22 protein-coding genes are annotated in these 22385 nt (G+C 60.1%); 9 read left to right on the forward strand and 13 right to left on the reverse strand.

Annotated features, from left to right (window positions below; genetic code table 11):
* Nucleotides 1–6 precede the first annotated feature (6 nt).
* The 3 genes from HCG46_RS03755 to HCG46_RS03765 form a co-directional block, all read right to left on the reverse strand.
* Entirely contained in the window at nt 7–1116 is a 1110-nt protein-coding gene (locus HCG46_RS03755) for a permease (RefSeq protein ID WP_205838359.1), read from the reverse strand.
* Entirely contained in the window at nt 1109–1441 is a 333-nt protein-coding gene (locus HCG46_RS03760; RefSeq protein WP_022997921.1) for a metalloregulator ArsR/SmtB family transcription factor, read from the reverse strand. The genes HCG46_RS03755 and HCG46_RS03760 overlap by 8 nt, the downstream gene beginning before the upstream one ends.
* 144 nt (nt 1442–1585) lie before the next feature.
* On the reverse strand, nt 1586–2251 hold the full coding sequence (locus tag HCG46_RS03765; protein ID WP_152505863.1) for a TetR/AcrR family transcriptional regulator: 666 nt from the start codon (nt 2249–2251) through the stop codon (nt 1586–1588).
* Nucleotides 2252–2398: 147 nt separating this feature from the next.
* Between HCG46_RS03765 and HCG46_RS03770 the strand changes: the two genes are divergently transcribed.
* The 5 genes from HCG46_RS03770 to HCG46_RS03790 all read left to right on the forward strand — a co-directional run bounded on the left by HCG46_RS03770 (nt 2399) and on the right by HCG46_RS03790 (nt 8224).
* The gene (locus HCG46_RS03770; protein WP_168684689.1) at nt 2399–3307 is read left to right on the forward strand and encodes a shikimate dehydrogenase; all 909 of its coding nucleotides are present in this window, start codon (nt 2399–2401) and stop codon (nt 3305–3307) included.
* Between the two features lie 73 nt (nt 3308–3380).
* On the forward strand, nt 3381–4388 hold the full coding sequence (gene dctP / locus HCG46_RS03775; RefSeq protein WP_031268177.1) for a TRAP transporter substrate-binding protein DctP: 1008 nt from the start codon (nt 3381–3383) through the stop codon (nt 4386–4388).
* Between the two features lie 121 nt (nt 4389–4509).
* The gene (locus HCG46_RS03780; RefSeq protein ID WP_022997926.1) at nt 4510–5043 is read left to right on the forward strand and encodes a TRAP transporter small permease subunit; all 534 of its coding nucleotides are present in this window, start codon (nt 4510–4512) and stop codon (nt 5041–5043) included.
* Entirely contained in the window at nt 5040–6314 is a 1275-nt protein-coding gene (locus tag HCG46_RS03785; RefSeq protein ID WP_168684691.1) for a TRAP transporter large permease, read from the forward strand. The genes HCG46_RS03780 and HCG46_RS03785 overlap by 4 nt, the downstream gene beginning before the upstream one ends.
* 17 nt (nt 6315–6331) lie before the next feature.
* On the forward strand, nt 6332–8224 hold the full coding sequence (locus HCG46_RS03790) for a bifunctional sugar phosphate isomerase/epimerase/4-hydroxyphenylpyruvate dioxygenase family protein (protein WP_168684693.1): 1893 nt from the start codon (nt 6332–6334) through the stop codon (nt 8222–8224).
* Nucleotides 8225–8485: 261 nt separating this feature from the next.
* Here the strand turns inward: HCG46_RS03790 and HCG46_RS03795 are convergent, their stop codons facing one another.
* The 6 genes from HCG46_RS03795 to dctP (HCG46_RS03820) all read right to left on the reverse strand — a co-directional run bounded on the left by HCG46_RS03795 (nt 8486) and on the right by dctP (HCG46_RS03820) (nt 14139).
* Nucleotides 8486–9211, reverse strand: coding sequence for a ribonuclease activity regulator RraA (locus tag HCG46_RS03795; protein ID WP_152505859.1), 726 nt, complete (start codon nt 9209–9211; stop codon nt 8486–8488).
* Nucleotides 9212–9218: 7 nt separating this feature from the next.
* On the reverse strand, nt 9219–10952 hold the full coding sequence (gene araD, locus HCG46_RS03800) for an L-arabinonate dehydratase (protein ID WP_168684695.1): 1734 nt from the start codon (nt 10950–10952) through the stop codon (nt 9219–9221).
* Between the two features lie 4 nt (nt 10953–10956).
* Nucleotides 10957–11121 (reverse strand): hypothetical protein, encoded by a 165-nt coding sequence (locus HCG46_RS03805; protein WP_168684698.1) that lies wholly within the window; start codon nt 11119–11121, stop codon nt 10957–10959.
* A gap of 10 nt (nt 11122–11131) precedes the next feature.
* Nucleotides 11132–12448, reverse strand: a complete 1317-nt coding sequence (locus HCG46_RS03810; RefSeq protein WP_168684700.1) for a TRAP transporter large permease subunit — start codon at nt 12446–12448, stop codon at nt 11132–11134.
* Nucleotides 12438–12959, reverse strand: a complete 522-nt coding sequence (locus HCG46_RS03815; RefSeq protein WP_168684702.1) for a TRAP transporter small permease — start codon at nt 12957–12959, stop codon at nt 12438–12440. Before HCG46_RS03815 ends, HCG46_RS03810 begins: the two co-directional genes overlap by 11 nt.
* Before the next feature lie 157 nt (nt 12960–13116).
* The gene (gene dctP, locus HCG46_RS03820; protein WP_022997935.1) at nt 13117–14139 is read right to left on the reverse strand and encodes a TRAP transporter substrate-binding protein DctP; all 1023 of its coding nucleotides are present in this window, start codon (nt 14137–14139) and stop codon (nt 13117–13119) included.
* Nucleotides 14140–14271: 132 nt separating this feature from the next.
* Here dctP (HCG46_RS03820) and HCG46_RS03825 point away from each other — a divergent pair, with 132 nt between their 5' ends.
* Nucleotides 14272–14997: a GntR family transcriptional regulator gene (locus HCG46_RS03825; protein ID WP_168684704.1), complete on the forward strand. Its 726-nt coding sequence runs from the start codon at nt 14272–14274 to the stop codon at nt 14995–14997.
* 91 nt (nt 14998–15088) lie between these two features.
* On the opposite strand, the gene HCG46_RS03830 is transcribed toward HCG46_RS03825, so the two are convergent.
* Nucleotides 15089–15676 (reverse strand): TetR/AcrR family transcriptional regulator, encoded by a 588-nt coding sequence (locus HCG46_RS03830; protein WP_168684706.1) that lies wholly within the window; start codon nt 15674–15676, stop codon nt 15089–15091.
* A gap of 86 nt (nt 15677–15762) precedes the next feature.
* Here HCG46_RS03830 and HCG46_RS03835 point away from each other — a divergent pair, with 86 nt between their 5' ends.
* The 3 genes from HCG46_RS03835 (at nt 15763) to metK (ending at nt 19996) form a co-directional block, all read left to right on the forward strand.
* Nucleotides 15763–16554, forward strand: a complete 792-nt coding sequence (locus HCG46_RS03835; protein ID WP_168684708.1) for a crotonase/enoyl-CoA hydratase family protein — start codon at nt 15763–15765, stop codon at nt 16552–16554.
* 477 nt (nt 16555–17031) lie between these two features.
* Nucleotides 17032–18723 (forward strand): methyltransferase domain-containing protein, encoded by a 1692-nt coding sequence (locus HCG46_RS03840; protein WP_022997939.1) that lies wholly within the window; start codon nt 17032–17034, stop codon nt 18721–18723.
* Between the two features lie 85 nt (nt 18724–18808).
* The gene (gene metK, locus HCG46_RS03845) at nt 18809–19996 is read left to right on the forward strand and encodes a methionine adenosyltransferase (RefSeq protein ID WP_062487810.1); all 1188 of its coding nucleotides are present in this window, start codon (nt 18809–18811) and stop codon (nt 19994–19996) included.
* 57 nt (nt 19997–20053) lie between these two features.
* Here metK and HCG46_RS03850 read toward each other — a convergent pair whose 3' ends face one another.
* From HCG46_RS03850 to HCG46_RS03860, 3 genes are read right to left on the reverse strand one after another with little or no spacing between them, the layout of a single operon-like run.
* Nucleotides 20054–20743, reverse strand: coding sequence for an SDR family NAD(P)-dependent oxidoreductase (locus HCG46_RS03850; RefSeq protein WP_168684710.1), 690 nt, complete (start codon nt 20741–20743; stop codon nt 20054–20056).
* Nucleotides 20740–21621: an SDR family oxidoreductase gene (locus tag HCG46_RS03855; RefSeq protein ID WP_209009296.1), complete on the reverse strand. Its 882-nt coding sequence runs from the start codon at nt 21619–21621 to the stop codon at nt 20740–20742. Before HCG46_RS03855 ends, HCG46_RS03850 begins: the two co-directional genes overlap by 4 nt.
* Nucleotides 21622–21623: 2 nt before the next feature.
* Nucleotides 21624–22226, reverse strand: a complete 603-nt coding sequence (locus HCG46_RS03860; RefSeq protein ID WP_055655691.1) for a TetR/AcrR family transcriptional regulator — start codon at nt 22224–22226, stop codon at nt 21624–21626.
* Nucleotides 22227–22385 lie beyond the last annotated feature (159 nt).

The raw sequence follows: 22385 nt of genomic DNA on the forward strand, positions 1-22385 counted from the left end.
ACTCCCTCAAAAGATCAGCTGGAAAACAAGACCGGACAGCACCGCACCCGCAAATCCCAGACCGATGTAAGCGGCAAAGACCTGCGGCCTGACCAGTGACCAGACGGCAGCCATTGCCGGGATCGAGCTGACAGCGCCCGCAATCATGAACGCCATCGCGGCCCCGGCGCTCATCCCCTGGTCCATCAGACCAGCCAGAAGTGGCGGTGCCACGTAGCTGTTGAGATAGGCAGGCATGCCGATCAAAGCGGACAGAAGAATTGCCCCCAGCCCGTCGCCGCCAACAGCCTGCGCAATCAGGTCTGCGGGGACATAGGTGACGAGAGCTGCTTCCAGCACATACGCCAGTGCCAGCCACTTGATCAGAAACAGTGCATTGGCTTTCAGTTCGACCCGGAACTTGTCGGTGCGCTCAGTCTCTTTCCAGATTTGCCAGACCGGCCGCCCTGTCTTCGCAGAAGCGCCACAGCCGCAGCCACCGGTCGCCGCCCCGATTTTCACCGGATTGGCCAGAAAGCCGCTACGCAGCGCAAGTGCGACGGAAAAACCGCCGAAAAGACCCAGCGCCACCGCAAAGACCGCCTTGCCGACGGCAAAGGGCCATCCCAGTGCACCAGCAGTGATCAGCAGTGTCGGCGGGTCAATCAAGGGAGAGGACAGCCAGAACGCCATGATGGCTGACAACGGCGCACCAACCGCCAGAAGACCGGCAATGAACGGGATGACTTCACAGGAACAGAACGGTGCAAGACCACCAAACAGGGCTGCGAGAAAGATTGCCTGTGTCTCGCGTCCCTCGAACGCACGTCCGACAAACGCCTCTGCGCCGGCCGCCTTTAGCCAGGCGATCAAAGCAACGGCAAAAGCAATATACGGCAATGTTCCTGCGAAGGCGGAGAGCGCGAAGGTTACGAAAGCGACGAAGTGCGGCTGGTCCAGCAACAGCACCAGCAACGGACCGCCGACGACAATCGTCCAGGTCGACAGAAGGTATTTCGAAACGGCGAGAGACTTCAGGGACCATTTCGAAGCCGGCGTGCTGCAGCAGGCGGTCTTCGGAGCGCAACAGCTTGCGCCGCCGCCACTCGGCTGAAGGTTGTTCATCGCATCAGACATCGGCGGGCTCCTTTTGCGGGGATGGGCACTCACAACCCTTTTCGTCCACGCAGCACTCTTTCAGGATATAACCGGCAAGGTTTTCCAGATGGCCATAGGCTGCCCGGTTGATGACCGAGCGGCCGTCCTTTTCCTGGGACACCAGGCCTGCCGAGGCGAGAAACTTCAGATGATGCGCAAGCGTTGACGCAGGCATGCCCGTGCGGGTCTGAATATCGCCGACCGTCAAACCACCCTGCCCGGCTTTCACCAGGGTCAACACCACCTGCAACCGGGCTTCCGAGCCCAGTGCCGCGAACCCTTGCGCTGCAATTTCCAGATCCATCTGCGCCTCATCTAATATAACTATATTTCTAGTTATATAGTTTCTTTAGCGCTGTCAATTGCCGCCACAGGCTGAGCAGCCTCCGGATCAGGGGAGGAAACTAGAAGGTGGGTACAGAAGAAGAGCCTTGCTGGCGCTCGAACATCAGGCAGCGACGAAACGCATTACCGTTTCGCAGACATCGCCCTTGAGGGAAACCTGACCGGATGCCGACTGCAATTCCGAACCGAACAGCATGGAGAAGGTCGTCGCATTGGAGACGTTGAAAAAGCTCATGGCCGAGATCAGCCAATGGATCCTCAAAGGCGTCAGGCCATCGCGGAAGACGCCTTCGGCCACCCCTTTTGCATAAATGCCGGCAATTTGGGAAATCGCCGCTTCGTTCAGGCTTTTGATCTCGTCCGACTGCTCGAGATAGCGGCCATGATGAATGTTTTCGATCATGACCAGACGGATGAACGCAGGGCTTTCGCGATGATGATCGAAAGTGAAAGCCACAAGCCTCGACAGTGCATCCCTTGGCGGCAAATGGTTCAGCTCCAGCTGTTCTTCGCCTTTGCGCACCTTCTTGTAGGCCGCTTCCAGAGCCTTGAGGTAGAGGCTCTCCTTGTCGCCGAAATAATAATAGATCATGCGCTTGGATGAGCGCGTCTTGGCCGCGATTTCATCCATGCGCGCACCGGAAAGACCGTTCGCGGAGAATTCCTCCAGGGCGACGGCCAGGATATTCGCACGCACTCCCTCCGGGTCCTGCTTCCAGCGACCCCGCGAAGAATTTTTTTCCGGCAGCTCAGACTCATTGATCGACATGCCTTTTTCTAAACCAGCCCGGAACGGGTTACCAGCCCAAATTAACTGGGCGGTACATTTCGCTTGACTGAATTAACTGGTTAGTACATTTTGAAACTCAGGAGATGCGGTCTCCAGGCATACAGACCCCGAAAACGGGGCTGCCAAATGAGGTTTCTGGGAGGAACCTGGGTGGAAGCAGCAAGCAACATCGTACTGGCCGGACTGATCGGAAGGGGTATTGCCCGTTCCAGGACGCCGGAAATGCACATGGCCGAAGCAGCAGCCCAGAGCCTGCGCGGCGTCTATCGCATTATCGATGTCGATACGCTTCCCGAGGACGAACAGAACCTGAAAGCTATTGTGCACGCGGCCGAAGTGACCGGTTTCAACGGTCTCAACGTGACCTACCCGTTCAAGATGGAAGTGATCCCGCTGCTCGACCAGCTATCGCCCAACGCGGCGGCTGTCGGCTCGGTCAACACCATCGTGTTCCGGGATGGAAAGCGCATTGGCCACAACACCGACCTATGGGGATTTGCCGAGAGTTTTCGTCAGAACATGATCGGCGTGTCCCTGAAGAAGGTGCTTCTCATCGGCGCTGGTGGAGCCGGCGTTGCAGTTGCCCACGCGCTGGCGGATTGCGGTGTCCAGCACCTGAAGATCTTCGACGTCGACACCGTGCGCGTGGAGCAACTTGCCCGGCAGGTCCGCTCAAATCGTCAGGGACTGACCGTGGAACCGGTCACGACCGTTGATGCTGCAAGCTGCGCCAACCTGTCCGGCATCGTCAACGCAAGCCCGGTCGGCATGACCAAGACACCAGGAACACCGTTCCCGCTCGCGCTGCTCAAGCCCGACATGTGGGTTGCGGACATCGTCTATTTCCCGCTCGAAACGGAACTCCTGGCTGGCGCGAGAAGGCTCGGCTGCCGGGTGCTCCCCGGGTCAGGCATGGCGGTGTTCCAGGCTGTACGGGCCTTTGAACTCTTTACCGGTCGGCGTGCCGATCCGGTCCGAATGAAGGCGACGTTCGACGCCTTCGACGAAATGCCGCGGGAGACCGCGGACGCTTAACCCCTTCCGGTTTCGCATCATCACGAAAGCGGAAATGGTCATTTTGAAAATGTTACGCAAACGGGAGGAAGTCATGCGTTTCAAATTCTCATCCCTGGCAGCTACTGCCCTTCTCACAGTCGGCCTCGCCGCCGCGGCCCAGGCTCAGACTATCCGTCTGGCCCATGTCGACCCGGACGAATGGACCGCCTCCAAGAAAGGTGCTGCCGCTCATATCTTCAAGAACATCGTTGAAGGCGAAACCGATCTGACGGTGGAACTGTTCCCGGCCGGTGCGCTGGGCAACGAAGACGAGCTGGTCGCCCAGGCCCAGGACAACCTGACCCAGGTCGTGCTGGTGTCCGGCGCCATGTCCAAGGCTTGCCCAGCCGCGTCCGTTCTGGACATTCCCTACACCTTCTCTTCGGCAACCATTGCCTGGGACGTGCTGGATGGTGACTTCGGTGATGCACTTGCCGAACACTGCCTTGCACAGACCGGCCTGCGCACGCTGGCTTATGGCGAAACCGGCTTCAGGAACTTCACCAACGGCACTCGCGAGATCCGGACGCCTGCGGACATGGAAGGCCTGAAGTTCCGTGTACAGCCGATCCCGCTTTACGTGGAAATGGTGAAAGGCCTCGGCGGTGAGCCGACCCCGATCGCCTGGACCGAACTGCCCAACGCGCTTTCCACCGGTGTCGTTGACGGCCAGGAAAACCCGGTCGGCGTGATCTACAACAACGGTCTGCACAAGCTGCAGAAATACATGACCCTCGACGGCCACGTCTATGCAGCCGACTTCATCCTGATCTCCGACGAGTTCTACCAGTCGCTCACTCCGGCTCAGCAGGCCGTGGTTGCCCGTGCGGCGCGCATTGCCGGCAACATGGGCCGTTCCATCCAGCAGTGGAGCACGGCTGAAGGCGTCAACAAGGTTCAGGCAGAAGGCATGCAGGTCTATTCTCCGACCGCTGACGAAATCGCAGCCTTTGCCGAAAAGGCACAGCCGGCGGTTGTTGAATATCTGCGCGGCGAATTGGGTGAAGATGCGGTCTGGATCGACCGCCTGCAGGAATCCGTTGCTGCTGCGAGCCAGTAATCCGGCCAAGACCCCGGGCGGTTTGCCGCCCGGGGTTCTGGAATGTTGGAAAAGATCAGCTTTTGGCTGTTCAATCAAAGTCAGTTGAATAGCCAAAAGCTGAACAAGCAGGACCTGGAACATGAAAACGGTCAATGAATTTGCCCGGCGCCTCTTTGCGCTCGGAGCCGGCCTGTCGATGGCCCTCGTCTTTGCCATCATCTTCGTCAATTCGCTCCGCCGCTACACGGTCGGTCAGTCGGTTTCCTGGGGCGAGGAACTGCCGATCTATCTGACCATCTACGGTGTCATGTTCGGTCTCGCGCTTGCCTATCTGCAGGACAGGCATATCCGCTTCACGGTGCTGACCGATTTTCTCTCCGTCTCCGTTCGTGAAAAACTCTTCGCGGCCGTCGACCTGGTCAGTTTTGCAACCGGAGTTGCCCTCGCCTTCTCCGGACATGCCTTCGCCGTTCGCCGAGGCAACCTTGACGCTTCGGGCCTGAAATCAGCCGGCAACTGGCTTGCGGAAACCACAGGCATCGACTCGCTGGTCTGGGTCGCCAAGGTCGGCACCTGGCAGTATGCGATCGCCATCGGCGGCGCATTGCTGGCCGTGGCCGCCGCTCTCAAGTTCTTTGAACGCATCTCGGCCATCAAGGCGGTGCAGGCATGATCTACGCAATCCTTCTCATCGGGCTCGCCACCGGCGTTCCAATCGCTCTCGCCATCATTGCAGCCTTGCTGGTGTTCATGGGTTATGGCGAAGCGCCCTATTCCCTGCGCGTGGTCGCAACGGAAATGTTCAAAGGCATGAACTCCTTCCCCCTGCTTGCCATTCCGCTGTTCGTGCTGGCGGGCGAAGTCATGAACGAAAGCGGCATCACCGGCCGCATCATTGCCTTTGCCAATGTTCTGGTCGGCCGGCTGCGCGCCGGTCTGGCGCTCGTCAACATCTGGGCGTCGGTAATCTTTGCCGGTCTTTCCGGGTCCGCGGTTGCCGACACATCCGCCATCGGCCGGGTCTTCATTCCCGAGATGGAAAAACACGGCTACTCCCGCCCCTTCGCGGCAGCATTGACGGCGGCCTCATCCGTGATCGGGCCCATCATCCCGCCATCCATCCCGGTGATCATCTACGCGCTGATCGTCTCCGGCGTTTCGGTGCCGGCTTTGTTCCTTGCCGGCATCATTCCCGGCATTCTGCTGGCGATTTTCCTCTCCGTCTTCGTAATGCTGACCGTGAAGGTCGATCATGGCGATCAGGCGGTAGGGCTGACCGCGGAACCGGCCAGCAAGGCCATTCTCGGCGGGATACTGCCATTGCTGATGCCGGTGTTCGTGGTCGGCTCCATCCTGCTCGGCGTCGTCACACCGACAGAGGCGGCAAGTTTCGCTGTCGCCTATGCGCTTTTCCTCGGCATCTTCGTCTATCGAAACATCAAACTGTCTTCCCTGCCACGACTTTTCTCCGAAGCCATGCGCGACAGCGCGGTCATCCTGATCATCATTGCCGCGGTCTCTGCCGCCAACTGGTTGCTGACCTACAACCGCGTTCCGAACATGCTGACCGACTGGGTGCTGTTGAATGTGGACAGCAAAACCACGTTCCTGATTGCCACCATTCTCCTGTTCCTGTTCGTCGGACTGTTTCTGGAAGGCATCGCCGCCATGCTGGTGCTGGTGCCCATCTTGCATCCGATTGCGGTCGGCATGGGCGTGGACCCGGTCCACTTCGGCATCCTTGTCATCTTCAACCTGATGATCGGCCTGATCACCCCGCCACTCGGCCTATGTCTGTTCGTCGCCGAAGGCATCGCCCAAGTCGGCATGGCCCGGCTGACCATGGCCATCCTGCCATTCTTCTTCGTTGAAGTGCTGGTGCTGCTCCTCCTCACATTTGTACCGGAAACGGTCATCTGGCTGCCCCGCATAATGGGCTACTGAACCCACGGAAGGTCCCCATGAAAACCGCCATCGCCACAGTCTCCATCGCAGGCGACCTAGCCGAAAAGCTCAGCGCAATCGCGGCTGCAGGCTTCGATGGCGTCGAGATCTTCGAAAACGACTTCCTGGCGTTTGACCGCAGTCCGAAGGATGTCGGCCAGATGGTCCGCGACCAGGGCCTGGAGATCTCGCTGTTTCAGCCCTTCCGCGACTTTGAAGGCATGCCCGAGCCGCAGCGCAGCAGAACCTTCGCTCGCGCCGAACGCAAGTTCGACCTCATGCAGGAAATGGGCGCGGATCTTGTGCTGATCTGCTCCAACGTATCTCCCATCGCGCTTGGTGGCATCGATCGTGCCGCCGATGATCTTGCAGAGCTGGGTGACCTTGCTGCCAGGAGCGGTATCCGCATCGGCTATGAGGCCCTCGCCTGGGGCCGTTTCGTCTACGATCACCGCGATGCCTGGGAAATCGTTCGCAGGGCCGACCACCCCAACGTGGGCCTGATCCTGGATTCCTTCCACACGCTGTCGCGCAAGATAGACCCAGATTCGATCCGGGCCATTCCCGGCGAGAAGATCTTCTTCGTCCAGCTGGCCGACGCGCCGAACTTCAACATGGACCTGCTCTACTGGAGCCGCCATTTCCGCAACATGCCAGGCGAAGGTGATCTGGACGTGACCGGTTTCATGCGGGCCGTTGCGGCAACAGGTTATGACGGCGTGCTGTCGCTGGAGATCTTCAACGACCAATTCCGTGGCGGTTCGCCGAAATCCATTGCGGTCGATGGCTACCGCTCCCTGCTCTACCTGATGGACCAGGTCCGGCGAACCGAACCCGGCATCCGGATCCCCGTTCCCGAAATGCCCGACAGGGTACCGGTTGCAGGTATCGAGTTCGTTGAATTTGCCGCCGACCGCAAGGAAGCAAACGACCTGTCGGCCATGCTGACGACGCTCGGCTTCCACAAGGCCGGCAAGCACGTCTCCAAGGAGGTCGAACTCTGGCGGCAAGGCGGCATCAACATCGTCATCAACACCGACCCGCGCGGCTTCGCCCATGCGTCCTACATCTCGCATGGCACCAATGTCTGTGACATCGGCCTAAAGGTTGCGGACGCTTCGGCAACTGTTGCCCGTGCCGAGACCCTGGGGGCCAAAACCTTCGAACAGCCAGTCGGGCCGGGCGAATTGAAGATCCCTGCGATCCGCGCTCTCGGTGGCAGCGTCATTCATTTCGTCGACGACAGCAAGGATCTGTCACGGGTGTGGGAAATCGAGTTCGAACCGGTTGGTCACGGTGGGGCGACAGGCGATGCCGGCCTTATCCGCATCGACCACCTCGCCGAGACGATGAACTATGACGAGATGCTCACCTGGCTTCTGTTTTACCGGTCTATCTTCGACACGGAGAAGACTGCCATGGTGGATGTCATCGACCCGGCAGGCCTCGTCCGCAGCCAGGCCATCGAAAATGATGACGGCAGCCTGCGGATCACGCTCAACGGGGCGGAGAACCGAAGGACCCTAGCCGGGCATTTCATCTCGGAAGGTTTCGGATCGGGTGTGCAGCATATCGCGTTCGAAACCGCCGACATCTTCAAGACGGTGAAGGCACTGCAAGCCAACGGCTTCACGCCGCTGGTGATATCTCCCAACTACTACGACGATCTGGATGCCCGTTTCGGGCTGGAAGAAGACTTCCTCAACGACCTGAAAAATTCGGGCATTCTCTATGACCGGGACGAGAACGGCGAATATTTCCAGCTGTACAGCCCGACCTACGGCGAAGGATTCTTCTTCGAGATTGTCGAACGCCGCGGCGGCTACAAGGGCTATGGCGCCGCCAACGCCCAGTTCCGCATCGCCGCCCAGAAACGCCATTTCCGCGCGAAAGGCATGCCGGCAAGGTAGGCTGGCCTTGGGAGGAACGCGGGGCTGATGCAGCGATGGGAGTGACGGTCAGTCAAGACCTATCCTACGCCACGCCCTCATCCTGAGGAGCCGCCACGCGGCGTCTCGAAGGATGGGCGACACACTCTGAGCAAGCAGCCCATCCTTCGAGACAGCGCTTCGCGCTTCCTCAGGATGAGGATGTGAGTGTAGCGTGGGTCTGGGTAACGAAAGCGCCAATCGACCACGTCGGCCGATTCGACTCATCGCGGCTCGCCCCCCCTACCGCCCTGTCTTCTGTCGCCAGGCTTCGTATTTCTGCACGTTCTCTTCCTTCGTCGGCGGATAGAGACCGATGATCGGCGTTCCGGCCTTTACTTCTTCCAGCACGAAATCCTCAAAGCTCTCCATGCCGGTGCATTCGTCCGCAAGCTCGTCGGCCAGATGTGCAGGGATCACCATGACGCCATCCTTGTCGCCGACCAGAACGTCCCCGGGAAAGACCGGAGCATCGCCGCAGGATATCGGGACGTTGATGTCCAGCGCCTCATGCAGGGTCAGGTTGGTCGGAGCTGACGGCTTGGCGTAATAGGCAGGCATGTCGAGTGCGCCGATACCTTCCGCGTCCCGGAAACCACCGTCGGAGACAACACCGGCCGCGCCGCGTAGCGCCAGCCGGGTGATCAGGATGGAACCGGCCGTTGCCGCGCGCGCATCCTTGCGCGCATCCATCACCAGAACGTGGCCTGGCGGGCAGGTTTCCATCGCAACCCGCTGCGGATGGTCCGGATTGCGAAAAACCGTGATCGGATTGCGGTCTTCCCGAGCCGGGATGTAGCGCAGCGTGAAAGCCTGACCGACCATGTTTTCGTCTTTCGGAGCTACCGGCACCACACCCTGAATGAACTGGTTGCGCAGGCCGCGCTTGTAGAGCGCCGTCGCGACGGAGGCCGTCGAGACCTTTTTCAGTTTCGCGCGAGTGTCGTCGGAAAGTGTGTAGTCGCTCATGATGTCCTCAGTAGATATCGGGTTCGCCGGCGGTGCGGCCGAAGTCGGATTGCAGGAAGTCGAAGTCGCAGCCCTTGTCGGCCTGGGTGACGTGTCGCTGGAAGAGATAACCGTAGCCGCGCTCAAACCGTGGCACGGGGGCCTGCCAGGCGGCCCTGCGGGCCTCCAGTTCCGCCTCCTCCACCAGCATGTCGAGGCGACGGTTGGCGAGATCCAGCCGAACGATGTCACCGGTCTTCAGCAGCGCCAGCGGTCCGCCGACATAGCTTTCCGGCGCGACATGCAACACGCAGGCACCATAGGAGGTGCCGGACATGCGCGCATCGGAGATCCGCAGCATGTCGCGATGGCCCTGCTTGATCAGCGCCTTGGGGATCGGCAGCATGCCCCATTCGGGAAAACCGGGCCCGCCCTGAGGCCCGGCATTGCGGAGCACCAGGACGTGGTCCGGCGTGACCTCCAGGGTCTCGTCATCGATGGCCGCCTTCATTTCCGGATAGCTGTCGAAGACAAGGGCCGGCCCTTCGTGGAAATGGAACTTCGGATCGCAGGCCGCCGGCTTGATCACGGCACCGTCAGGGCAGAGGTTCCCGCGCAGAACGGCGAGCGAACCTTCCTGGTACACAGGGTTGGAGAGAGGTCGGATGACATCGTCGTTATAGACGACCGCGCCTTCCAGGTTCTCGCCGAGTGTCTTGCCGGTGATGGTCAGCGCAGTGAGATCCAGCCGGTCCTCGATCTGTTTCATCAGCGCGCGCAGGCCGCCCGCATAGAAGAAATCCTCCATCAGGTAGTCCCTGCCGGAAGGTCGCACATTGGCGATCAGCGGTGTCACCCGGCCAAGGGCGTCCAGATCGTCGAGCGACAGCTCCACACCTGCCCGGCGCGCCATCGCGATAAGGTGGACGACCGCGTTGGTGGAACAGCCGGTGGCCATCGCTACGACAGCGGCGTTCCGGCAGGCGGCATCCGTGATGATCCGGTCCGGTGTCAGGTATTCCCAGACCATCTCAACGATGCGCCGGCCGCAATCGGCTCCCATGCGTTGATGGCCCGCATCAACCGCCGGAATGGAAGATGCTCCCGGAAGGGTCAGCCCCATTGCGTCGGCAATGGCCGTCATGGTCGAAGCCGTCCCCATTGTCATGCAGGTTCCGGCCGAGCGGGCGATACCACCCTGGATCCCGAGCCATTCATCGTCGGAAATGTTGCCGGCCCGGCGCTCGTCCCAGTATTTCCAGGCATCGGACCCCGACCCCAGGATCTTGCCGGCGTAGTTGCCGCGCAACATCGGGCCTGCTGGCAGATAGACCATCGGAACGCCTGCCGAGATCGCCCCCATGACAAGACCGGGTGTGGTTTTGTCACAGCCTCCCATCAGCACCACGCCGTCCAGCGGGTGAGAACGGATCATCTCCTCCGTTTCCATGGCCAGCATGTTGCGGTAGAGCATCGAGGTTGGCTTGGTGAAGCTTTCGTCGACCGAGAGCGACGGCATCTCGACGGGAAAGCCTCCCGCCTGGAAGACGCCGCGCTTCACGTCCTGCACCCGCTCCTTGAAGTGGGAATGGCAGGTGTTCAACTCCGACCAGGTGTTGAGCACGCCAATGACCGGCTTGTCACGGAAGTCCTCTTCCGAGTAGCCGAGCTGCATCATCCGCGAGCGATGACCGAAGCTGCGCAGATCGTCAGGAGCGAACCAGCGCGCGGATCGTAAGTCTTTTGGGGCTTTGTGCGTCATGATTTTATCCGGTGAAGGCAAAGGTCAGCCAGATGACGATGAGGGTGAAGACGAGGCCGGCAACTTCCGGCCAGTTGCCGAACCGGTCGTCGCGGCGTTCTTCGTCCGCGAATTCTCCCGGTGCGATATCCTCATCCTGGCGGGTGAGATCCTTGTCGGTGATTTTCATCTCAACCTCCTCAGTCCAGCAGGTTCGGCAGCCACAGGGCCAGATCGGGGAAGAACAGCACCAGGAACAGGCCGACAGCCTGCAGGGCGATGAACGGCAGCACGGCGGCGAAGATTTCCTGCAGCTGGATATCTTTTGGCGCCACGGATTTCAGGAAGAAACAGGCTGGCCCGAAAGGTGGCGACAGGTAATAGATCTGGATGTTCATGGCAAAGAGCACCCCGAACCAGACCGGATCAAAGCCGAGATCCACCACGACCGGTGCAAAGATCGGTACGGTGATGAAGATGATCGCGATCCATTCCAGGAACGTGCCGAGCACCATGACGATCAGCATCATGACGACGATGACCAGGATCGGTGCGATATCAAGGGATGTCAGCAGGCCGCGCAGGAATTCGCCGCCGCCGATCCGGTTGTAGATGCCGATCAGCGAGACGGCCCCCAGCACCAGCCAGATGATGGACCCAACCGTCAGCACCGTCTGCCGCATGGCATCACGTGCCATCGTCCACGAAAGCTCATTGCGGACGGCAGCAACCACGAGAGCACCCACGGCTCCGACAGCCGCTGCCTCCGTGACGGTGGCGATGCCGGAATAAATGACCCCGAGCACGGCACCGATCAGAAGCCCTGGCAGAACAACCCCTTTCAGGAACTTGACGCGCTGGAACAGCGGCAAACCGGTTTCGGGAATGTCGTAGATCGGTGCCAGTGCCGGATTGAAGCGCACACGGATCAGGATGTAGATGATGAACAGGCTGGCGAGGATCAGCCCTGGCACGGCGGAGGCGGCGAAGAGCTTGGTGATCGAAACCTGGGCCGCAAGACCGTAGACGATCAGAACGACCGAGGGCGGAATCAGCGTTGCCAAGGCGCCGGCAGCGCAGATGATGCCGATGGACAGCTTGCGGTCATACCCGAGCCGCAGCATCTGCGGCAGCGCGATCAGGCCGAGCATGACGATCTCGCCGCCCATGATGCCGGACATTGCCGCCAGCACCACCGCGACGACACAGGTCTGCACCGCGACCGAACCGCGGAAGCGCCCGCCCAGGATCGCCATGCTGTCGAACAGTGACTGTGCGATACCCGATCGCTCGAGGACGTTGGCCATGAAGACAAAGAAGGGAACGGCGATCAGCTCGTACTTGTGCAGGACCTCGCCAACATTGGCAGCAACGATGAAGAAACCGGCACGCTCGCCGAAATAGAGGATCGCCGTTGCCAGGGACACCGTCAGTGTGGTGATGCCGAGCGGAACGCCCAGCGCCATCAGCGCCAGCAGCGCGACGACGATCAGAAGGGTAATGAGTTCAATGCCCACCGGCGATCTCCCCTTCGGTGCGCTGGCACCAGCGAATGATGTTGGCGGCAAGCTGGAGGATGTAGAGAATGCAGCCAGCAACAAGCAGGATCTTGAGATAGGTCGGCTGGATCGAGTTCAGCGCGGTTCCCGAGTGCTCGGTGCGCTTCAGAACTTTTAGCATCGGATCCCACAGGGCCATGGTCAGGACAAGTACCGCACCAGCCGCGATCACCATCTGCAACAGGCGCATAACGCGCCAGACCCGGGGACTGACCAGCGTTTCGATCATGGTGATGGAAATATGGCGGTGCCGCTGGGTGACATAACCAACGGCAAGCACCCAGGCCGAAGCACAGAGCGTCATGGCAAGTTCCGTCGACCAGACAGTCGGGCTGTCGAACCCGTACCGCATCACCACCTCGAGCGCGGAAACCGCGATACAGGCGAAAAACAGCACGGAACAGCCATGACCGATGAACACACTGACACTGTCCATGACATCGGCATAACGCGCGAATAGGCGTTTCATCATCTCTCCCTGAATGCAGACCTGAAGCGGACAGGTGAATCCGGCCGGGCACAAGGCCAGGTCATCGAGACTGTGCGCGCACAGGAGCTTTGGCAAGAAAGCTGCGTGCCCTCACCTTGCAAGGTGGAAAGCAAGGGCACGCGTCACTGGCCGGGTCCTAGTTTTTGAAGAGACCGATTTCGGTCATGTAGGAGAGGTTCGCGTCAAGCGCTTCCTTGGCAAGGTCCGACTTCTGGGCATAGTTCTCCCATTCCTTCCGGGCGATCTCGCGCAGTTGGTCGCGATCTTCCTGGGCCCAGTTGATCACTTCGATCTTCTCGCCAGCCCCATCCCGTGCGGCCAGCTCCTGGTCCTTCTTGTCGACTTCAGCTGCCATTGCGAACATGGCTTCGTACCACCAGTCGCGCAGGGCTTTCTGGTCTTCCGGGCTCAAGGCATCCCACTTCGCCTTGTTGATGGTGAACTGCATCGACGGCATGGAGTGAATGCCGGGATAAAGCGGGTAAGGGGCAACGTCATGCAGACCGGTCGCGTCGTTGTTGACGTAGGCCGAGGCGTCTGCTGCATCGACAATGCCCTTTTCCAGAGCGCCATAGACTTCGGAGAAAGGAATGGATACCGGCGACGCACCGGCAGCCTGGAAGACCGCGGCGGCAAGCCCTTCCGGAGAGCGGATCTTCTTGCCTTCCAGATCTTCGAACGTGCGGATCGGCACGCGGGCCGGCAATGCTTCGCGAGAATAAGGCCCGCAGGCAACCACCTGCACTTCTCCCCCGGTCACGGCATCGGCTGCTTTCTGCATCACGGCTTCGCCGCCGCCATCCTTGCAGAAACCGATCATCTGCTGCGGCGTGTCGTAGCCGGAGATGAGGTCGCCCATGATGGCGTAGGCCGGCTCGCGGCCTGCAAAGTAGTTCACGGAGGTGAAGTCGCCATCCAAAACGCCGGCTGCGACAGCATCAGGCGTTTCTCTTGCCGGCACCACGGATCCGTTCGGCGTCAGCTGGATCTCGACCCGGCCGTCGGTCATTTCCTTGATTTTCGGAAGCCAGGTTTCCGTCAGATACTGGGTCGAAAAGTCCCCTGCATTGAAAGAGGTCTGAATGCTGAAGGTCTCTGCCTGCGCCATTGTTGCGATGACGGAGACCGAAGCTGCCAGGGCAGCGGCGGTGAATTTCATGGTGTCCTCCACTCGATTGCGCGGGGAGCTCCTCCTCCCGCTATCTGATGCATTAATATATTAGTGCATTTCTTGCAAGTCTGTTCTATCTTCTCCCGAGAAGAATCGTGCGTTTGAATGAGAGGATCAGCAATGACGGTTGAACTGGCTCGGTTGCTGGACGACCCGAACAGAGCAGCAGACGCCGGCAGCGGTGAAAGGATCCGACGGATCTCCGTCAGCCAGCAGATCCAGGAATCGCTGCGCGCGCGGATCATCTCGCTGGACCTCAAGCCCGGGCTCAGCCTGTCGCGGACGGATCTGGCTACCCACTACGGTGTCAGCCAGACCCCTGTGCGCGATGCGATGATGAAGCTGGAAGAAGAAGGGTTGCTGACCATCTACCCGCAATCCAAGACCGAAGTCTCCAAGATCGACGTCGACCATGCCCGCGAAACCCAGTTTCTGCGCCTGTCGCTGGAACTGGAGGTGACACGCACCCTGGCCAGACAGGAAGACAAATCCTCCATCGCCCCTGCCCGTCAGATCTTCAAGCTTCAGGAAACGGCACATGCCGAGGGCGATCTTGGCCTCTTTGCCACCTTCGACAAACGCTTTCACCTGTCGCTGTTCAAGGCGGTCGGACTTGCCAGCCTGTGTCAGCTCGTAGCGTCGCGCTCCGGCCATATCGACCGGTTGCGCAATCTCAACCTACCCGACCCCGGTAAACCCGCCAGCATCCTGCGATATCACGGCCTCATCCTGGCTGGTATCGAGGCAAGTGACGAAACGGCCACGGAAACCGCTGTCCGCGAACATCTGTCAGGCACGTTGCAGCAGGTCGATCAGATCGTCGCCCGCAATCCTGCGTTCTTCTAGGCCGAGGCTCAGTAAGGCAAGAGATCGAGTGAAAGCCCAGTGTCCCAGCAAGACTGGCGGAGCCAGGCTTTCATGGGGACGGAACTGATCGTCAGCTTGCCTGATTGAGCAACGCCGATGCTACCAGTGCCCGCGCCGCCTCTCCTGCAGCTTCGGCATAAGCAGGATCGCGGTGAACCAGGATGGTTGAAAACGCGCCATCCAGAAGCAGCACGATATGGCGGGCCACGTGCGGCGCTCCGCCAACACCTGCAGCCTCGAACTCTTCCGCCATCCACGCCTCGAATTTCTTCTTGTGATCGGCACCAACCTTCATCGCCGGATGCCCGGGCATATTGGCAAGTTCCGCCGCCGTTCGCAGGAAACCGCAGCCTTTCCATTTCGGGTGCCTTGCAGAAAGCGCTATCTGGCGGAAGATTGCCTCCACCTTGTCCGGCAGATCACCTTCGGCTTCCCCAAACCACTTCCGGAACTGATTGAGGTTGGGCTGATCTCGTGACGCCAGATAAGCTTCGATCAGGTCATCCTTGCTCTTGAAATGGTAATAAACCGTCTTCTTGGTGATGCCTGCCTTCTCCGCGATCGTGTCGAGACTGACGGCACGGATTCCCTCCGCATAGAAGAGCTTGTTGGCAGCGGTCAGGATCCGCTCTCTGGCTGTTTCGGCAGGTTTGATCATCGATCAAGTATACTCACCAGTGAATATACTTCAATGCGCGCCGTCGCTAGCGTCCTTCTATCGACTTTCAACCAAGGAAAAAGCCCATGACTGCCCCTGTTCTTCTGGACCGCCACGGCCCTATTGCGCTGCTTACCCTCAACAGGCCCGAGAAGCTGAACGCGCTCAACTACGCTACGAACGACCTCATCCTGACTCATCTGAACGAACTGGAAGCGGACGACGGCACTCGTGCTGTCGTCATCACCGGCGCAGGCAGGCGCGCCTTTTCGGCAGGTGGAGACATTCACGAGTTTTCGCGCACCATCGCGGAGGGCATCGACGTCGCGGTACGCGAATTTTGCCAGCGGGGCCAGCGCATGACTGCGCGCCTGGAGAACTTTCCCAAGCCGGTCATCGCCGCTGTCAATGGTCTGGCCTACGGCGGCGGTTGCGAGATCACCGAAGCGGTTCATCTTGCCGTCGCCTGCGAAAGCGCACTCTTTGCCAAACCGGAAATCAATATCGGTATCCCGCCGACCTTCGGCGGCACGCAGCGTCTGCCGCGCCTTGCAGGCCGCAAACGGGCCCTGGAACTGCTTCTCACCGGTGACAGCTTTTCCGCGCACAGAGCTCATGAGCTCGGACTGGTCAACCAGGTCGTCACCGACGGCAGCGAACTGGAGGCGGCCTTTGCCCTCGCAGAGCGCATCCTGCGTCACTCGCCGCTGGCTGCTTCCAGGATCCTGACTGCCGTCACGCGCGGGCTCAACACGACCATTTCCGAAGGCCTGCGGATCGAACAGGAGCAGTTTGCACGTATGGCAGCCACACGGGACGTTCACGAGGGCCTCACCGGATGGATCGAGCGGCGCATGCCGGACTATCAGGGCGCATGAACACAGCCGGAAAACAGGGGGCAGCACGCCTGGAGTGTGCTGCCCACGAATGTGTCAGAAAAGTTTTACAAAAAAAGATTTATTTAATTACAAAGACTTAACCAGCACTTTTCGGTTCATTCCCGATTTTTCCGAGACCGGCTGTTGTAATGAAACCGGTGTTTGTTAAGGTCCCGGCACCCAATGAGTGAAAGGCGCACACCGCTTCACCAGCGGATGTACAGGGCTTCCAACAGCCCATCTTCCGCACCTGCAGCACCCATTCGCTGCCTTGTGCGCCTTCCTGAAAAGTCCGGCACTCGACCCTTCGCGCAAAGGGTCGGCTAAATTCCGCCCAGTGCACCTATGCACCTCCCGCCGGGCTTGCAACAGAACCATTCCGACGCTCGCTGCCCGACCTCCGGGCGGTGCATGAGCGCGTGCACGCTGCGGCCTGTTCCGTGCGGCATCGCGCGCCTTAAAAAGGAGACGCTATCCATGCAGGCTCAACAGCTGTCCGCCAATGCCGAATTGCAACTGGACGAGCAGGCTTATGGCCGGGATCCGATCGCAGACCGGGAAACGGATCTCTACCGCGGCGAATACATCATGTCGTTCGTGGAAAAGTGGGACGAGTTGATCGACTGGGACGCGCGCGCCGACAGCGAGGGACAGTTCTTCATGGACGTGCTGCGCGCCCGCGGCAAGGAAACCGTGCTCGATGTCGCAACCGGAACCGGCTTCCACTCCGTGCGGCTGACCCGCGCAGGCTTTAACGTGACCTCGGCCGACGGCTCCGCTGCCATGCTGGCAAAGGCGTTCCAGAACGGACAGAAACGCGGCATGATCCTGAAGACGGTACAGGCTGACTGGCGTTGGCTGAACCGGGACATTCAGGGCAAATACGACGCCATCATCTGCCTCGGCAATTCCTTCACCCACTTGCACGACGAACTGGACCGCCGCCGGGCGCTTGCCGAATTCTATGCCGCGCTCAAACACGACGGCATCCTGATCATCGATCAGCGCAACTACGATGCGATGCTAGATCAGGGCTATTCCAACAAGCACAAATACTATTATGCCGGAAAGAAGGTGAAGGCCGAACCGGTGCATATGGACGAAGGCCTCGCCCGCTTCAAATACAGCTTTCCCGATGGGGCCGAGTACACGCTCAACATGTGCCCCATCCGCAAGAACTACATGCGCCGTCTCCTGTCGGAGGCAGGCTTCGAGCGGGTCCGCACCTATGGTGACTTCCAGGAGACCTTTGCGGAAAACGATCCGGATTTCTTCATTCACATTGCCGAAAAATCCAGCCTGCACCTGGTTCGCTGGGGTGGCGCGCGCCCTGAAGACGGCAAAACGGATATCCGCGAAGTTGCCGAAAGCTACTACGACAGTGACGACGCCGACACGTTCTACAGCCTTGTCTGGGGCGGCCAGGACCTTCACATCGGCCTTTACGACGACACCAGCAACATTCGCGAAGCGTCGGACCTCACCATCGACGAGATGGCCGGCATGCTGCCCAATCTGGGTGCGGATGCCAAGGTTCTCGACATCGGCTCCGGTTATGGCGGCGCGATGCGCAAGCTGGTCAAGGCCAGTGGCTGCAGCGCGGTCTGCCTCAACATTTCCGATGTCCAGAACGACACCAACCGGCACCGCAACATCCAGCAGGGTTTCAAGGACAGGATCCGCGTCGAGCACGGCGTCTTCGAGGATATTCCGGAACAGCCGGAAAGCTTCGACATTGTCTGGAGCCAGGATGCGATCCTGCACTCCGACCAACGCCACAAGGTGCTGCAGGAAGTCCACCGGGTGCTGAAGCCGGGCGGCTATTTCATCTTCACCGATCCGATGCAGGCCGATGATGCCGACCCGAAAGCCCTCCAGCCGGTTTATGACCGCCTGCAGCTCAACAGCCTCGGGTCGATGCGCTTCTACCGCGAGACGGCAGAAGCACTGGGCTTTGAAACCGTCGAACAGCGGGACATGACGCAGCAGCTGCGCAATCACTATTTCCGGGTACGCGAGGAGCTTCTCGCCAACTACGACAAGCTGCGCAACGAAGGCGCTTCCGCCGACTATCTCGACAAGATGGCGCTTGGGCTCATGAACTGGGTCGATGCCGCGGACGCCGGCCAGCTGGCCTGGGGCATCCAGCTGTTCCGCAAGCCTGTCTGATCCCCTTCCTTCCCGATCTCCCTGCCCGGGCGCCATACACCGCCCCGGGCAGGACTATCCTTTCCAAAACGACAAGGAGCGCGCAATGACGCAAAGATCCTGGCTATTCACCAGTGAATCCGTTTCCGAGGGACACCCGGACAAGGTCTGCGACCGGATATCCGACACCATTCTGGACGCTTTCCTGGAACAGGACCCTGACGCCCGCGTTGCCTGTGAAACGCTGACCACCACCAACCACGTCACCATCGCGGGGGAAGTTCGTGGCCCCGACCAGGTCCTCGATACGGTCGAGAGCCTGGTGCGTGAAGCCGTCCGCGACATCGGCTATGAACAGGAAGGTTTCCACTGGCAGACGCTGGAAGTGGTCAACCGCCTGCACCGTCAGTCGGCCGACATCGCCATGGGCGTCGATGAAGGCGACAAGGGCGAGGAAGGGGCCGGCGACCAGGGCATCATGTTCGGCTATGCCTGCAACGAGACCGAGGAGCTGATGCCTGCGCCGATCCTGTTGTCGCACAAGATCCTGCGCACCATGGCCGAAGCCCGGAAATCCGGGCGCGAACCGCGCCTTGGCCCGGACTCCAAGAGCCAGGTGACGCTCCGCTATGAAAACGGGCGTCCGACCGGCATCGATGCCGTGGTCGTTTCCACTCAGCACGGCGAAAATGTCAGCCAGGAAGAAGTGCGCGAAGCGGTGTTGCCGTTCATCCTGCATGCCTTGCCCGTCGGCTGGACTGTTCCCGACAACCGGATCTACATCAACCCGACTGGCCGCTTCGTGATTGGCGGACCGGATGGGGATGCCGGCCTCACGGGGCGCAAGATCATCGTCGACACCTACGGCGGTGCAGCTCCCCATGGTGGCGGCGCCTTTTCCGGCAAGGACCCGACCAAGGTCGACCGGTCGGCTGCCTATGCCTCGCGCTATCTCGCCAAGAACGTGGTCGCTGCCGGCCTTGCCGACAAATGCCTGATCCAGCTCGCCTATGCCATCGGCATGCCGGAGCCGGTCGCCGTTTACGTCGACACGCAGGGAACCGGCAAGGTGGATGAAGTTGCTCTCGGCAAGACCTTGCGCGAAATGGTACGTCTGACACCGAGGGGAATTCGCGAGCGTCTCGGACTGTCGAAGCCGATCTACGCGCGCACTGCTGCTTACGGCCACTTCGGCCGCGCACCGGAAGAAGACGGCGGTTTCGGCTGGGAGAGAACAGATCTTGCCGACGAACTTGCACGGCACTTCGGCGCTCGTGCGGATGCGGCAGAGTAAGAAAACAGCGAAGCCCCGGCACGGCATCCGCCGCGCCGGGGCTTTCGGTTTACCGGATCAGAACTTTTCGACGCTCGGTCGCAGTTCCAACTCGGATGTCCAGGCGCTTTTGTCCTGACGCGAGATCTCCAGATACGTCCGTGCGATTGCATCCGGATGAAGGGTCTTGTCCGGGTCGTCATAAGGCGCACCACGATCCGGATTGTAGATCACCCCGTCGATGACGAAATGAACCACGTGGATGTTTTGCGGCGACAATTCCCGGGCAAGTGACTGGCACAAGCCACGCAAGGCGAACTTGCCCATGGCAAAGGGCGCTGATCGCGGGAAGCCCTTGATGCCGGCGGAAGCACCGGTGAACAGCATCACGCCCTTCCCCTTTGGCACCATCCGCTTTGCCGCTTCATGTGCGACGGCCAGCGCACCGAAGGCGGTCACATCCAGTGCGGCATGCACATCCTCAAGATCGAGTTCGGCAACCGGTCCGCGAACGCGGCCACTGGCGTTGTAGACGACAAGGTCCGGCGTTGCCCCCGCCTCGTCCAGGTCCTGGAACAGGCGCGCCACACTGGCCGCGTCGGCAGCATTGCAGGCATGGGCTTTTGCTCCGGTTTCAGCGCAAAGCCCTTCCAGCTTTCCAGGAGATCTGGCAGCCAGTGACACCCTGTAGCCTTCCTTGGCAAACGTCCGTGCCAGAGACGCGCTGAGGCCCGGCCCGGCACCAACGATCAGGGCATTGCCGCTCACGATGCGGCTCCCAGATAGACCGGCTTCAATCCGCTCACCAGTTGCGCCTGGATCGGGGCGGTTGCCTCGTTGATGGCGGTGACACCCATATCCTGCCCGACCTGGGTGCGGATCGGCCGCGATCCATCCATTGCGATCAGCTCAAGGATCTTGGTTGCGACGTTACCCGCATCGGTGATGGCTTCCCCCTGATCGAACATGCCCTGGAACATGCCAAGCAACCTGTCGCGCCCCTTGGAATAATCGCCATATTGCCCAACCCGCACCGCATCACCTGGAGCCGGGGCGGAGGTCACCAGATCAGTGCCATGGCCACTCGGCTCAACCAGCACGGACTCGACCCCGAACGGCTCCAGTTCGTAATGCAGCGACTCGCAGTAAGCCTCCATCGCCCACTTGCTGGCGCAGTAAAGGCCGAAGAAAGGCATGCCGAACCGGCCTGCAACCGAACTGAGACTGATCACGAGACCGGACTTCCGCGCCCGCATCGCGGGAAGCACCGCCCGCGTCAGATGCATGACACCATAAACATTGACGTCGAACAGATCCTTTGCCTGCTCCATGGTGAAGCCTTCCGTTAGGCCAACTGGCATGACGCCTGCGTTATTGACCAGAACGTCGATCGGCTGCTCTGCCTCGATCGCCGCGACGGTCCGTTCGACACCTTTCTCGTCAGCAACATCCAGGTCGACCGGAACAAGCTTGCCCGGAAGACCTTCGGCAAAAAGCTTGAGCGCCTTGGCCGCTTCCGAGTTTCTGCCGTCCAGATCCCGCATGCCCGCATAAACGATATGGCCTTCCTGCACGAGTTTCTGGGCGGTCAGAAACCCGATACCCCGGCTTGCACCGGTAATCAGGATTGTCTTTTGGGTGGTCATTTTCATTTCCCTTCTTTCTTGAAGATTGTGCGCATGAACAGCGCCAGGGGTTCGTCGCTGCGGCTTGCCTTCATTCTCGTCAGCGCGCCGCTCCACGAATTCATCAACCAGTCGGCAGCCTGTGCCGGGGAGAGATGAGACAGTCCGATCCGGGAGAGGTCCGTCTCCCGCAGGCAGATTTCCAGTTCACCGGTCAGTGCCTGCCAATGACGGTCCAGTTCCGCCTGAAAGACCGGTTTCTGGTCGGCCAGCTCCGTCGACAGGTTGCACATCAGGCATCCCTGGGCGTAGCCACGGTCCTTCATCCCTTCCCGGGCACCGGAGAAAAATGCTTCCAGACGTTCCACCGGCGAGCGTTTGCGGTCCGAAAGGCAGGCCTTTGCAAATGCGAGCTGATCCCGGTGATAGTGACGCGCCACTTCAAGACCGAAGTCTTCCTTGGTGTCGAAGTAGTGGTAGAAGGACCCCTTCGGCACGCCACTTTCCCGTAACACGTCATTGATCCCGATCCCGTCGAAGCTGTTTTCCCGGATAAGCGTCATACCGACATCCAGAAGACGGGTCTTCGCGGTCTCGTAGGCAGCTTCGTTGCGTATTCTGGCCAAGGGGTTTCCTTTCGTCAGGGACTTCTGACACCGCTAATCCGGCTGATGCAGCGCCTTGTCAGCGGTGTTCGTTGAATTAGAAATAGACCGGTCTAATTATTATCGTCAATAAAACGAACTTCACGGTTGCGTGTGTGCAACAATCAACGAGGAGGTCGC

Source organism: Labrenzia sp. PO1 (assembly GCF_012273635.1).
Taxonomy (GTDB): domain Bacteria; phylum Pseudomonadota; class Alphaproteobacteria; order Rhizobiales; family Stappiaceae; genus Roseibium; species Roseibium algicola.